The sequence below is a fragment of the Haloferax sp. YSSS75 genome (assembly GCF_046764215.1).
GTDB lineage: Archaea > Halobacteriota > Halobacteria > Halobacteriales > Haloferacaceae > Haloferax.
Map to the genome: position 1 here is coordinate 756,718 of NZ_CP177206.1, position 14,036 is coordinate 770,753.

The following is a 14,036-nucleotide window of genomic DNA, read 5'->3' on the forward strand; positions in this document are numbered from 1 at the left end:
AGTTCTCCCTCGCGGGCGTCTCCTAAAAGAGGTGAGAGGGGTGCGCGTCGTTCAGTCGTCGCTCGTCGTCGCCGCACCGACTTTGTCTGCGTTGGCGTCGACGATTGCACCCGCTTTCGGCGGCAGTTCGGACCGCACGTCCTGTTGGGAGTCTTCGGCGATGACCTCTGCGTAGGCGTCGGGCATCACCTTCACGAAGTCCGAGAGCGCGTGCTCCCAGTCGTCCAGCAGTTCGGCGGCACGGTCCGAGTCGGTGTACTCGCGGTGGTTCTCGACCAGACGCGTGAGCATCGTCACGTCGGATTCGTCGAGTTCCTCTTCGAGCGTCACCATCCCGGTGTTCGTCTTCGCGGCGAACTCGTCGTCTGGGTCGTAGACGTAGGCGACACCGCCGGACATGCCAGCGGCGAAGTTGCGCCCCGTCTCCCCGAGGACGGCGACGACACCACCGGTCATGTACTCACACCCGTGGTCGCCGACGCCTTCGACGACTGCTTTCACGCCGGAGTTGCGGACGCCGAAGCGCTCGCCAGCGAGGCCGTTGATGTAGGCCTCGCCCTGCGTCGCACCGTAGAGGGCGACGTTGCCGATGAGGATGTTCTCGGCGGCGGCGTAGTTGGCCTCGGCGGGCGTCTGGACCACGACGCGGCCTCCCGAGAGACCTTTGCCGACGTAGTCGTTCGCGGCACCGGTGAGGCGCATCGTGACGCCGTCGGCGAGGAACCCACCGAACGTCTGGCCGGCGATACCGGAGAACTCACAGCGAATCGTGTCGTCCGGCAGGCCATCGCCGCCGTACTCGTTGGAGATGCGGTTCGAGAGCATCGCACCGACCGCACGGTCCTCGTTCGAGAGGTCACGGTGGATGACGACCGGGTCACGGCGTTCGAGCGCCTCGCTCGCCTCGTCGACGAGTTTGTGGTCGACGTGCGTGTCGACGTCGGCGTGGACCTGGTCTTCGGTCTTCCGGCGGGCACCCGACTCAGGTTCGGCGAGCACCGCCGAGAGGTCGAGATGCTTCGCCTTCTCGTGGTCCGTCTCTATCTGGCGGAGGAGTGACGGCCGGCCGACCATCTCGTCGAGCGAGGTGAAGCCGAGTTCGGCCATGATTTCACGCAGTTCCTCCGCGATGAACGTCATGTAGTTGATGACGTGGTCGGGTTCGCCCGGGAAGCGGCGGCGCAGGTTCTCGTCCTGCGTGGCGACGCCGACCGGACAGGTGTTCTCGTGGCACTGACGGGCCATCACGCACCCCGAGGTGACGAGTGAAGCGGTCCCGAAGATGTACTCTTCGCCGCCGAGGAGGGCGGCGATTGCGACGTCGCGGCCGGTCTTCATGCCGCCGTCGACGGAGACGCGGATGCGAGAGCGAAGCCCCGTCGCGCGGAGCATCTGGTTCGCCTCGGCGAGGCCGAGTTCCCAGGGAAGGCCGGCGTTCTTGATGGACGTCTTCGGCGAGGCACCGGTGCCGCCGTCGTGGCCGGAGATGTGGACGACGTCGGCTTTCGCCTTCGAGACGCCGGCGGCGATGGTTCCGATACCCGCCTCGGAGACGAGTTTGACGTTGATGTCGGCGTCGGGGTTGGCCGACTTCAGGTCGAAGATGAGTTGCTTCAGGTCTTCGATGGAGTAGATGTCGTGCAGTGGCGGCGGGGAGATGAGGCCGACGCCCGGCGTCGCGTAGCGTACGTGAGCAATCATCTCGTTTACCTTCTTGCCGGGGAGGTGGCCACCTTCGCCGGGCTTCGAGCCCTGTGCCATCTTGATTTGAATCTCGTCGGCCGACGAGAGGTAGTGGGAGGTGACGCCGAAGCGGCCGGATGCGACCTGCTTGACGTTACACTCCTTTTCCGTGTCGAAGCGCTCCGGTGGTTCGCCACCTTCGCCAGAGTTGGACTTGCCGCCGATGCGGTTCATGGCGATGGAGTTGTTCTCGTGGGCCTCCGGCGAGAGACTCCCGAGCGACATCGCGGCAGTCGAGAAGCGCTTGACGATGGACTCGACGGATTCGACGTCGTCGATATCCACGGGTTCGCGGTCCGGGTCGAATTCGAGGAGGCCACGGAGCGTCAGCAACTGTTCGGACTGGTCGTTGACCAACTGCGCGAACTCCTTGTACCTCTCGTAGTCGCCGGCGCGGACGGCCTGCTGGAGCGTCCCGACGGTCTGGGGGTTCCAGCCGTGTCGGATGCCGGACGACCGGTTCTCGTACTCGCCTTGGCGTTCGAGTTTGGGGTCCGACCCGAACGCGGCGGCGTGTCGCGTGAGCAGGTCGTTCTCGATGACGTCCATTCCGATACCTTCGGTCCGAATCTCGGTGCCTTCGAAGTACTCGGCGACGAAGTCGGAACTGAGGCCGACCGCTTCGAAGATTTGTGCACCGCGGTAACTCTCCACCGTCGAGATGCCCATCTTGGCCATCGTCTTGAGGAGGCCATCTTCGAGGGCCTGGATGTACGCCTCGATTGCGGCCGCTTCGTCTGCCCCGTCGGGGCCGGCGACGATGTCGCCGATGGTCTGGTAGGCGAGGTACGGGTTCACCGCGCCCGCGCCGTATCCGACGAGCGTCGCGAGGTGGTGGACTTCGCGTGGGTCCCCCGATTCGACGACGAGGCCAGCGTGGTTGCGCAGGCCGTTGCGCACCAGACTGTGGTGGACTGCACCGGTCGCCAGCAGACTGGGGATGGCGACCCGGTCCGGGCCGACGTTGCGGTCGGAGAGGACGACGATGTCCGCGCCGTCTTCGATGACCGCCTTGGCTTCCTCGCGCACGTCTTCGATTGCGTCTTCGAGGTCAGCCCCGCGCTCGTAGGTGATGTCGACGACGACGCTCTGCATGTCGCCGTCCATCTCCTTGATGGCGTCCGTCTGGGCGTCCGTGAGGACGGGCGAGTCGAGGACGAGTTGTCGTGCGTGGGCTTCGGACTCGTCGAGGAGGTTGCGCTGGTGGCCGAGTCGTGCTTCGAGACTCGTCACCAGTTTCTCGCGGATGTAGTCGATTGGCGGGTTCGAGACCTGAGCGAACAGCTGTTTGAAGTAGGTGAACAGCGGTCGGTTGAAGTCCGACAGCACCGAAATCGGTGTGTCGTCACCCATGGACCCGACGGGGTCTTTCCCGTCGCGGGCCATCGGTTCTATCATGTGGTTGAGTTGGTCGTGGGTGTAGCCGAACGACGCCTGCGTCGCGCGAAGCGCCTCGACGTTGCCGCGGGCGTTCGTGTCGGTGTGGTCGGCGATGTCGTCGAGGTGACGCTGGTTGTCGCGTACCCAGTCGCCGTACTTCTCGTCGGTGAGCGACTCGAACACTTCGGCGTCGGGGATGACCCGTCCCTCCTCGGGGTCGGCCATGAAGATTTCACCGGGGCGGAGACGGCCGCGTGACTCCAGTTCTGCGGGGTCGGTGTCGAGTGCGCCGACTTCGCTCGCGACGATGAGACGGCCGTCGGTGGTCACTTCGTATCGGCACGGACGCAGGCCGTTTCGGTCGAGGACGGCGGCGATACGGTCGCCGTCAGTCGCCGCGACGAGCGCGGGGCCGTCCCACGGTTCGACCAGCGAGGCGTGGAAGTCGTACCAATCGCGGCGCGACTGCTCCATCGCGCCGTCGTTTCGGTACGCTTCGGGGATGAGCATCCGGAGGACGTGCGGGAGTTCTCGGTCACTCTTGAGGAGGAGTTCGACCACGTTGTCGACGCTCGCGGTGTCCGACTGGTCGGCCTTCGTAATCGGTTTGAGCGTCTCGATGTCGTCGCCGAACGCCTCGTGCTGGAGGTCCGTCTCGCGGGCGCGCATCCAGTTGACGTTGCCGCGGATGGTGTTTATCTCGCCGTTGTGGATGACCTGTCGGTACGGGTGGGCGAGGTGCCACGCGCCCAGCGTGTTGGTCGAAAAACGGGCGTGGACGAGTGCCAGTTCCGTCTCGATGCGTTCGTCCTGCAGGTCGGGGTAGTAGTTCGGGAGCTGTTCGGCCGTGAGCAGTCCCTTGTAGACGAGCGTCTTGCGGTCGAGCGAACAGACGTAGAATCGGCCTGCACCGGCGAGGGTCAGCGACTCGACTGCCTTCTCGGCGGCGCGCCGAGCGACGTAGAGCGCTCGGTCGAACTCGTCTTCGTCCATCTCGGCCGCGGGTTCGACGAGTATCTGCCAGACGTCGGGTTCCGACTCCAGTGCGGTTGCGCCGAGTCCGGAGTTGTCCGTCGGCACGTCGCGCCAGTGGAAGGCGGACAGGCCGTGGTCTTCGAGTGATTCTTCGACAACCGCCGAGACGCGTTCGCGGACGTCGTCGTCGGTTGGCATGAAGACGGACCCCGCCGCGTACAGGTCGGGGAGGTCGTCTTCGACGATTGCTTCGAAGAAGGCGTCAGGTCGCTGGATGAGGATGCCTGCGCCGTCGCCAGTGTTCTCCTCGGCCCCGGTGGTGCCGCGGTGTTCGAGGTTTTCGAGGAGTTCGAGACTGTCCGCGACGACTCGGTGCGAAGAGCCGTTTTCGAGGTCTACGACGGCCCCAACGCCGCAGTTCGAGCGCTCGTCGGTCGGGTCAGCTAGCCCGGAACGAGCAGGGGGTGCGTCTATGTGTGGCTTGGTCATACCTCTGTAAATTCACTACCTCCATAAGCACCTTTTCCTGAAACCATAAGGGTGTTACAATATCATATAAGGGTATATCGAGAATTGGTATAGACACTATACACAGTTCGACACATGCCGAAGAATATAATTAACCGTGTAGAACCGCGCTACTGTCGGCTCAGTAGGACTTCGCGAAGTAGGCGGTCTCTTCTGCGGGCTCTCCACAGACGGCGCACGCTTCGCCGTCGTGGATTTCGCTCTCCTCGTCGTCGAGGGGAACCATGACGATTTCCGCGGCGATTTGCTCTTTAATCTCCTCTTCACAGGATTCTTTGCCACACCACGGGGCTTTCACGTAGCCACCGTGCTGGCCGATAGTGCCGAGAATCTCGTTGCGCGAGGAGGCTTCGCGCACGTTCTCCTTGAGGTTCTCTTCGGCGGCGGCGTAGAGTTTCGCGTACACTTCGTCGAACTGCTCGACGACAGCCTCTGCGATGTTTTCACGGTCGAGTTCGACCTGTTCGCCGTCGGGGCGGTGGACGGCGGTGACGACGCCGTCGTCGACTTCGTTCGGGCCGATCTCGAAGCGGACGGGGACGCCCTTGAGTTCCCACTCGTTGAATTTGAACCCGGGATTGCGTTCGTCCCTGTCGTCGAGTTCGACGCGGACGCCCGCTTCTTCGAGTTCTGCTTCGATTTCCTCGGCGTATTCGAGGACTTTCTCCTGCGTGTCGGCCTGCCAGATGGGGACGATGACGACCTGTTCGGGAGCGACTGTCGGCGGTAAGACGAGACCCTGGTCGTCGGAGTGCGTCATGATGAGCGCCCCGAGCGAACGCCACGAGAGTCCCCACGAGGTGGTGTGGGCGGGTTCTTCGTCTTCGGCTTCGGTCGTGTAGGTGAGGTCGAACGCCTCTGCGAACGACGTGCCGAGGTGGTGTGAGGTCCCTGCCTGCACCGACTTGCCGTCGGGCATGAGCGCTTCCACCGTCGTCGTCGTGTGCGCGCCGGGGAACTTGTCGTGTTCGGGCTTGGCCCCGCGAAGGACGGGAATCGCCAGCAGGTCCTCGTAGACCGACTCGTACTGCTTGAGGCGGGTCATCGTCTCGTCCCACGCGTCGTCGTGGGTGGCGTGTGCGGTGTGGCCCTCCTGCCAGAGGAACTCTTTCGTCCGGAAGAACGGTTTCGTCTCGGTGGCCTCCCAGCGAACGACGGAGGCCCACTGGTTCACGCGCAGGGGCAGGTCACGGTGACTGCGGACCCACTGCGCCATGTACGGTGCGATGATAGATTCGGAGGTCGGTCGGACGGCGAGGCGTTCCTCGAGTTCGTCTCGACCCGCGTGGGTCACCCACGCGACTTCGGGGTCGAACCCCTCGACGATTTCCTTCTCGCGTTCGAGGTAGCTCTCGGGGATGAAAAGCGGGAAATACGCGTTCTGGACGCCGGTGTCTTTGAACAGGCCGTCGAGGTAGTTCTGGATGGACTCCCAGAGGGCGTACGCACGCGGGCGCGTCACGATGAACCCGCTCATTCCTTCGGGACCGTAGTTCGCGAGGCCCGCCTTCTGGACGACCTCGGCGTACCACTCGCCCGTGTTGTACTCTTTCGACTCGGTGATTCCGAGTTCCTGCTCGTCGCTCATTGCCCATCGGTAGCCGTAGCGAACCCTTAAACGCCCCGAAGGGGGCCGGACACCGGCGTCCCACTGCCGGCCCGACGAACCTGTCTCTCACATCACCAATCTTCTTCGATTGTCACCTCTTTGGAACGACACATAGCTACATAATGACCGATACCGTACCTCTGAATTGGTGGATGGTGTGTTAGCAATAGACAGTACCAAGAGCGACAGGCACACGAGGCACGGACATCGGTCGCTAGAGGTCGAACTGTGGGTGCGTAGTGGGAAGCGACGCGAGTTCCAACCGGTGACCGAACGACTCGACGAGGCCGTCGAACGCGGCGTCATCGACGGGTACACGGTCGAGACGTGGGACAAGTTCGTCGATGTCTCGGGGCGTGTCTCACCGAGAGAGCGTCGCGCCCGCGACAAACTGCAGTCGTTCGCTCGGTGGTGTGCGAACCGAGGCGACGAACTCCAGGGACTAGGTGACCCCGTGAGTCGCTGTGTCGGTCGGATGGGACCCGAACGCCTGTCGCGCCGCGCCCCGCGCGCAGTCATGGCAGAGTACGAAGACGGAGTCCTCTCACACGTCACCGCGTGCGAGGAGTGTGTCGGTGCACTTCGGTCGCGGGTGGACGAACTCGACACGCAGGTCGAACCGGTGTGGCCGAGTGGGCCGATGGCAGTCGAGTGGTAGTCGGCCACTGGTTTCCTTCTCGGTCAGGTTTTTCGGCGACGTCAGAGATGACTGTCGAACGGCGAGTCTCGCTCGCGCCACGACCACCCGGGGAGGCGAGTCTGGAATCCGGCGGCGAGTGCGGCGTCTAAATCGTCGCGTCCGGCGGGGCCGTCCGTGTGGACTGCCACGTCTGCGAAGTGAAACGTCGCCTCCGCGAGCAAGCCCAGTGGGTCACCGCCAGCGATGGTCGACGCGAGTTTCCGACCGAGCACTTCGTCGACGATGAAGCCCGGATAGTCGCCGTCGACGTCTAACTCACGGAGGATTCGCACGTAGGCAGCGACGTTGACGCCGACGTCGCCGTGGGCAAATACCTCGTCGACGGCCGCGAGGTAGGTCGCTTCGTCGATTTCGCCTACGTCGGTGTCGAATATCTCACCGAGTCGTCCTCGGGTCTCGTTGATGAGTGGGACGACGACGTCTGCCCGGTCACGAACCCACCGATGTTCCTCGGTGACGGCCGCAGGAGTGAGTTCCATGGTACTCCGAAAGGCGGCGATATGCTTCGGTTTTGCGAAGGGTTTTATACTGACGAAACGGTACACTCGGATAAGCGGGTTTTCCCTGCCTCTTCCCGCGGTCGAGATACCACCGTATTCAGTTCACTATGCTCTCTTCGCAGTCGACCGAGAACGGAACCACCACGTGTGGACCGTCTCGCGTTAACGCTCCTGAGGCAGCGGTTCCCGAGACCTACCGGCGATGGTCCGGATAGGTCGCTCGTAACTATGAGTTCCGTAGATAAACAACTCGAGAATCTGAAGGCAGAGATTACGAACGAACTCCCACGCGACATCTCGGTTTCCGACGTCAAGTACGAGGGTCCCGAACTCGTCGTCTACACGCGTGACCCGAAGAAGTTCGCCAAGAACGGCGACCTCATTCGGAAACTCGCGAGTAAACTTCGAAAGCGGATCACGGTTCGCCCCGACCCCGACGTCCTGTCGGACCCACGCGAGGCCGAACCGCAGATTATGAACGTCATCCCGGAGGAAGCGGGCGTCACCGATTTAGACTTCCACGCCGACACGGGCGAAGTCGTCATCGAGGCCCAGAAACCGGGGATGGTCATCGGCCGTCACGGGTCGACGCTGAGAGAGATTACACAGGAAGTCGGGTGGACGCCCGAAGTCGTTCGCACGCCACCAATCGAGTCGTCGACCGTTTCGAACGTTCGTAACTTCTTGAAACAGGAACGTGAGGACCGACGCCGCATCCTCGAACGAACGGGGCGGCAGATTCACCGCGAACAACTCTCGAACGACGAGTGGGTTCGTATCACGACGCTCGGCTGCTGCCGCGAAGTCGGTCGTGCGTCGTTCATCCTCTCGACGCCCGAGACGCGTATCCTCATCGACTGCGGGGACAAACCCGGGTCCGACGACGTCCCGTATCTGCAGGTTCCCGAAGCGCTCGGGTCGGGTGCGAATTCGCTCGACGCCGTCGTCCTCACTCACGCTCACCTCGACCACTCTGCACTGATTCCGCTTCTCTTCAAGTACGGCTACGACGGCCCAATCTATACGACGGAACCGACGCGCGACCTGATGGGCTTGCTCACGCTCGACTACCTCGACGTGGCCTCGAAAGAAGGCCGTACACCCCCGTACGAGTCGGAGATGGTTCGCGAGGCCATCAAGCACACCATCCCGCTCGAATACGGCGACGTGACCGACATCGCCCCCGACGTGAAACTCACCTTCCACAACGCGGGTCACATCCTCGGGTCGGCCGTCTCGCACTTCCACATCGGTGACGGCCTCTACAACGTCGCGTTCTCCGGTGACATCCACTACGACGACACGCGTCTGTTCAACGGCGCAGTCAACGACTTCCCGCGCGTCGAGACGCTCGTCCTCGAATCCACCTACGGTGGTCGAAACGACTACCAGACCGACCAGGAAGACTCCGAAAAACGGCTCATCGAAGTCATCAACGAGACGTACGACCGCGGCGGGAAAGTCGTCATCCCGGCGTTCGCAGTCGGTCGGTCCCAGGAGATTATGCTCGTGCTCGAACAGGCCATGCGTGACGGAAAAATCCCGAAGATGCCCGTCCACCTGGACGGGATGATTTGGGAAGCGACGGCCATCCACACCACGTATCCCGAGTACCTCCGTGACGAACTCCGTGACCGTATCTTCCACGAGGACGAAAACCCGTTCCTCGCAGAGGAGTTCAACCACATCGACGGCGGCGAAGAAGAACGACAGGACGTCGCTGACGGCGACCAGGCGATTATCCTCTCGACGTCGGGGATGGTCACCGGCGGGCCCATCATGTCGTGGCTCCGCCACGTCGGTCCCGACCCGAAATCCAGACTCGTCTTCGTCGGGTACCAGGCACAAGGGACCCTCGGCCGTCGCATCCAGAACGGGTGGGACGAGATTCCGGTCAACGACCGAGACAACTCTGGCCGGTCGAACACGCTGCAACTCAAGATGGACGTCGAGACGGTGGACGGATTCTCCGGTCACGCCGACCGGCAGGGCCTCGAAAACTTCATCAAGACGATGAACCCGCGTCCCGAGAAGGTGCTCTGTGTCCACGGTGACGAACGCTCCGTACAGGACCTCTCGTCGGCGCTCTACCACAACTACAACATGCGGACGTTCGCGCCGAAGAACCTCGAGACGTTCCGATTCAAGTAACGGTACTACTGCGAGCGTTCACTGTCGCAGACGCTTTCTGACGCTGTCGTGGCGAACATTAATCACGACTCTCGAACGAGAAACATCCATGCGCCTCGCACTTATCGCTCACGACGAGAAGAAAGACGACCTCATCGAGTTCGCGAACGAACGGAAGTCCGACCTCGAACGGTTCGAACTGATGGCGACGGGGACGACAGGGCAACGCCTCATCGACGCGACCGGACTCGACATCGAACGCAAACAGTCGGGTCCTCTCGGCGGCGACATGCAAATCGGCGCGGAGATTGCCAGTGAGACGTGTGACGGCGTCATCTTCCTCCGCGACCCGCTGACCGCCCAACCACACGAACCCGACATCACTGCACTGTTGCGTATCTGCGACGTTCACCAGACTCCCCTCGCGACCAACCTCGCGAGTGCAGACGCCGTTCTCGACGAACTCGTCGACCAGTTGGACGGCGACGCGTGACCACCCCCGTGGTCGTCGTTTCGTATCAATCCTGAGAACGTCTACGTAGCCTTAATTACCAGAACGAAGTAGCGACGGTATGGTCGCTGCGATTCGTGTGGCTTTGACGTTGTTCGTCGTCGTCGCTGTCGCTACTGCGCCCGTCGCTGCCGCGAGTGGCCCCACGTCACCGTGCTTCCCCGGCGAGGGCCACCAGTTCGATATCGGCAGTGATACTGCGGGCATCGACCTCGTGGTCTTCCTTTCGCTGTTCGAGAACCTCGGGAACGCGGGTGGATTCGGGATGGAGGCGCGTGGCGACATCGGTGAGACGACTATCGTCCAACTCCGCACCGGTGTCGCGTTCGACGGTGTGGGCCCTGCGACGGCGTTCCTCTCGAACCCCTTCTCGCGGTTCAGCGTCGTCTACGACTTCTCGTTGAACCTCCCGATGTTCGCGTCGTCCGGCATCGATTCGTCGTACCGAGACGAGGGGTCGCCGGTCGACGGTATACAGACGAAGCAGTGCTGACCGTCCCGTCGCGTTCAGTGCTGCCCGTCCCGCCGCGTGTGGTCACTCGCTTTCCCCGTGTTCGAGATTTTTATCCACACCGCTCTCGATTGGATGATTTATAATCCGTGGAGTAAGTAATACTCATATCCCGACGGAGAGTGTACACGTACTGTGGAATATCGATTGGCGGATATGAGTGATTGGAGCGGGGTGGACGCTGACCTCGTTATCACGGACCCGCCGTTCGGAATCGATTACGACGGCAAGGCGAAGAACTACAATCGGGCGGGTGACCGGGTCGTCGATGGGTACGTCGAGTGGGACGAGACGAACTACGGCGAGCGAATCACCGAACTCCTCGACGTCGTCGCCGAAAACACCCACGACGAGGGGCAGGGCCTCATCTTCTCCGGGTGGAACAACAGCGCGAGAGTCCACAGTATCATCGAGAACCACCCGACGATGACGCTGGAGGGCAAACTCTACTGGTCGTACAACTTCGCGCCGTACTGCACTCGTCGCCCCGCCCACAACGTCTACGAAATCTTCTGGGTCGTCAAGGGAGACGACTGGTATTACTCTAACGAGTGTTCCTACGACCACTGTCAGGAGGGCGAAGCGAACCTCTCGACGATTCCGGTCAAACGAGACTACCTCAAAGAGATGCCGAAGTATCCGACGCGACTCCCCCTCGAAATCGTGAAGGTGCTCTTGGAGCATTACTCGGAACCGGGAGACACCGTCTTCGACCCACTCGCCGGGTCCGGGAGCGTCGGCATCGCGGCGGACTCTCTCGGCCGCAACGCGGTGATGGGCGACCTGAACAAAGACGCGAAGGAAATCTTCGAGACGACAGTCGACTCGTTGGACGGCGGCGACGCGGAGTAGCGTCTCTCGACACGAGAATCCGGTCGAGAGGGCGAGTGGTCAGGTGTCAGTCACTCTTCACCGCTTCGGAGGGGTCGACGACGTCGCCCGTCTCCGGGGACACACCCACTTGCTCGCACACGTCGGCCATGGGACACGCTTCCGGTCCGTCGAGACACGCCGGTTTTCGGGCCGTACAGAACTCGCGACCGAACTGAATCATCGCGGTGTGGCCGAACCCGCACTTCTCGGCCGGCACGTCCCGTTCGAGATACTCCCGAACCGCCTCGTGGTCGGCGTCGGCGGGTGCGAGGCCGAGTCGTCGCGAAATTCGGTGGACGTGGGTGTCGACGGGGAAGATTCCGCCGCGCCCGCCCGCGAAGAGTAACACGCAGTCTGCCGTCTTCGGGCCGACGCCCTTCATCTCGAGGAGACGTGACCGAACCGCCGAGGGCGACGCCTCGCGCACGTATCTGTCGAAGTCGCCTTCGCTTCCGAAGTCGGCCAGTACCTCCTCGGCAACCCCGATGATGAGTTTCGACTTCTGGTTGTAGAGGCCGGCCGAGCGGATGGCATCGACGAGTTCCTCGCGGTCCGCGGCGGCGAGCGACTCGGCGAGGTCCGAACTCCCACCGTACCGCGCCATCAACGTGTCGTGTGCAGGTTGGCTGGCTTTGTCGCTCGTGTTCTGGCTGAGAATCGTTCGGACGAGACACTCGAACCCACCCTGCCCCCCGTAGGCTTTCCGCCAGTATCGGTCGCCGAGTCGGTCCACGACCACTTCCGCACGAGTCGCCGACGACGGGTCGGCGGCCTCGAACGCAGTCGTTTGGCCACCGCCGCCGGGGCCACCGCTGATGTTCTCGGACGGTTCGTCGGGCATAGTCGGCAGTTACGACCCAACAGAGAAAAGCCCCACTCGTCTCGCCCTCGTCGGTGGAGTGGCGAAGTCCGTGGTTACGCGACGGTGATAGTCAGCGTGAGTTCGGCACCGTCGGCGAGTGCCGAGACGAGTTCGTCGTCGAACCCGTCGGCGGCGTGTTCCGCACCGACCATCCCGGTTCGGTCGTCCACGTAGTCGCTGGTTCGGAAGACGATGCTTCGGTCGCCGTCGAACGTGAGGTCCGGGTGACCACGGCCACGAACCGTCTGTTCGTGCGTGCGCTCGCCCGCGTCCACGCGGACGGTCACGGTAATCGTGGCGTCGTGAGACTGGCACGCGTCGACGAACTCGTCGCCGAAGTCGGCGGGAGTGCGGTCTGCGTCGATGGCGAGGATGCAGTCGCCAGCAGGGGTCAACCAGTCGTCACTCGTCACTTCGAACGTACTCGCGTGCTCGGCGCTGACGTGTTCGTGGCCGCGTGCGCGAATGACCTCTTCCATGCCACGACGTGGGTGTCGCCTCGGTTTATCCTCCCCGATTCGACCTGCGTTTATATACTTCCTTGGTAATGGCTAACATGCCATATACGGCTGTTGTGGGCGGTGTGGTAACTGTTTTCACCCGTTTACCCACCGAAGTATTTATTAGCCACAGGCCTGTATGAACATGTACCTGAGCGCCTCCGGCGTTCCGGCGGCATAGCACGCAGAATGATCGGGAATTCTTATCCACGGTCGATTGCACGCAACGAGCGGCCGCCACGTCCGGAGCGGTGATGGTATCGAGGATTGATTACGCATGGTAACGAAGCAGGAAGTGCTCAACGAGTTCGATGTCCAAGAACTCAAAGAGTCACGAAACATCGATCTCCCAGAAGAAAAGCTCGAGAACGGCTCCAAAGGCGAACTTATCAAACTTGCCGGTCAACTCCGTGACCGCCGCAACGAACTGAACCAGATGGCCTCTGAGCGCGCATCGAAGCGCGACGACCTCAACGCGATGACACGCGAGAAGGTCGACGAGGCCCAGAAGCACCGCGAGCAGCGCGACGAGATGAACTCGCAGGTGCAGGAGCACAAGAACAAACGCAACGAGCTCAACGCGAAAGCAAACGAGCTGTTCGACGAGGTCGACGAGATGAAGAGCGACCTCGAACTCGACGATGGCAAAGACATCGACGAGCTCAAAGAGGAGATCGAACAACTCGAGTTCCGCCAACAGACCGAAGTTCTCTCGACGGAAGACGAGCGCGAACTCATCGAGAAGATCGAGAACAAGCGCGACGAACTCCGCCAGAAGAAGGAGAAGGTCGAAGAAAGTGGTGACCTCGAAGCACTCATCGAAGAGGCCGAAGAGGTTCGCTCCGAAGCGTCCCAGCACCACCAGAAGGTGACCGAGCTGGCCGACGACGCACAGGAGCACCACAACCAGATGATCGAGGCCTACCGCGAGGCCGACGACATCCGTGACAAGGCCGACGAGATGCACGAGCTCTTCGTCGAAGCCCAGGAAGCGGCCGACCGTCACCACGAGGACTTCGTCCGCGTCCAAAAGCGCCTCCGCGAACTCGACAAGAAGGAAGAACGCCAGCGCAAGGACTCGCGTGCCGAAGAACGCGAGGCTGCAAAGGCCGAAGCCGAGGAAATCTACCAGAAGTTCAAGGAAGGCGAGACCCTCGAAACCGAGGACCTGATGAAGCTCCAGAAGGCCGGTCTGCTCTAAGCCCGGTTTATCT

Annotated in this window: 11 protein-coding genes; 6 read left to right on the forward strand and 5 right to left on the reverse strand. The window is 62.3% G+C overall.

Going from position 1 to position 14,036, the window contains the following annotated elements:
• Window positions 1-51: 51 nt before the first annotated feature.
• Both gltB and proS read right to left on the reverse strand, forming a co-directional pair.
• The gene (gltB, locus tag ACK3R5_RS04015) at window positions 52-4,587 is read right to left on the reverse strand and encodes a glutamate synthase large subunit (RefSeq protein WP_411968139.1); all 4,536 of its coding nucleotides are present in this window, start codon (window positions 4,585-4,587) and stop codon (window positions 52-54) included.
• Between the two features lie 160 nt (window positions 4,588-4,747).
• Window positions 4,748-6,214 carry a proline--tRNA ligase gene (gene proS / locus ACK3R5_RS04020; RefSeq protein WP_411968140.1) on the reverse strand — a complete coding sequence of 489 codons (1,467 nt, stop codon included), beginning with the start codon at window positions 6,212-6,214 and terminating at the stop codon, window positions 4,748-4,750.
• Window positions 6,215-6,401: 187 nt separating this feature from the next.
• On the opposite strand from proS, the gene ACK3R5_RS04025 reads away from it, so the two are divergent.
• Window positions 6,402-6,893: an HTH domain-containing protein gene (locus tag ACK3R5_RS04025; RefSeq protein WP_411968681.1), complete on the forward strand. Its 492-nt coding sequence runs from the start codon at window positions 6,402-6,404 to the stop codon at window positions 6,891-6,893.
• Between the two features lie 41 nt (window positions 6,894-6,934).
• Here ACK3R5_RS04025 and ACK3R5_RS04030 read toward each other — a convergent pair whose 3' ends face one another.
• A complete protein-coding gene (locus tag ACK3R5_RS04030) occupies window positions 6,935-7,414 on the reverse strand; it encodes a hypothetical protein (RefSeq protein ID WP_411968141.1) in 480 nt (159 codons plus the stop codon).
• A gap of 249 nt (window positions 7,415-7,663) precedes the next feature.
• On the opposite strand from ACK3R5_RS04030, the gene ACK3R5_RS04035 reads away from it, so the two are divergent.
• From ACK3R5_RS04035 to ACK3R5_RS04050, 4 genes are all read left to right on the forward strand, one after another.
• On the forward strand, window positions 7,664-9,586 hold the full coding sequence (locus ACK3R5_RS04035; protein WP_411962777.1) for a beta-CASP ribonuclease aCPSF1: 1,923 nt from the start codon (window positions 7,664-7,666) through the stop codon (window positions 9,584-9,586).
• An 88-nt stretch (window positions 9,587-9,674) separates the two neighbouring features.
• Complete coding sequence (locus tag ACK3R5_RS04040) at window positions 9,675-10,058, forward strand: methylglyoxal synthase (RefSeq protein WP_411962778.1); 384 nt, start codon at window positions 9,675-9,677, stop codon at window positions 10,056-10,058.
• Between the two features lie 79 nt (window positions 10,059-10,137).
• The gene (locus tag ACK3R5_RS04045) at window positions 10,138-10,569 is read left to right on the forward strand and encodes a hypothetical protein (protein ID WP_411968142.1); all 432 of its coding nucleotides are present in this window, start codon (window positions 10,138-10,140) and stop codon (window positions 10,567-10,569) included.
• Window positions 10,570-10,743: 174 nt separating this feature from the next.
• Window positions 10,744-11,439, forward strand: coding sequence for a DNA-methyltransferase (locus ACK3R5_RS04050; RefSeq protein ID WP_411968143.1), 696 nt, complete (start codon window positions 10,744-10,746; stop codon window positions 11,437-11,439).
• A 46-nt stretch (window positions 11,440-11,485) separates the two neighbouring features.
• On the opposite strand, the gene ACK3R5_RS04055 is transcribed toward ACK3R5_RS04050, so the two are convergent.
• Complete coding sequence (locus tag ACK3R5_RS04055) at window positions 11,486-12,301, reverse strand: endonuclease III domain-containing protein (protein ID WP_411968144.1); 816 nt, start codon at window positions 12,299-12,301, stop codon at window positions 11,486-11,488.
• A 74-nt stretch (window positions 12,302-12,375) separates the two neighbouring features.
• Window positions 12,376-12,801: a DUF371 domain-containing protein gene (locus ACK3R5_RS04060; RefSeq protein WP_411962782.1), complete on the reverse strand. Its 426-nt coding sequence runs from the start codon at window positions 12,799-12,801 to the stop codon at window positions 12,376-12,378.
• A 298-nt stretch (window positions 12,802-13,099) separates the two neighbouring features.
• Between ACK3R5_RS04060 and ACK3R5_RS04065 the strand changes: the two genes are divergently transcribed.
• Window positions 13,100-14,023, forward strand: a complete 924-nt coding sequence (locus tag ACK3R5_RS04065) for a coiled-coil protein (RefSeq protein WP_411968145.1) — start codon at window positions 13,100-13,102, stop codon at window positions 14,021-14,023.
• The last annotated feature ends 13 nt before the right edge of the window (window positions 14,024-14,036 follow it).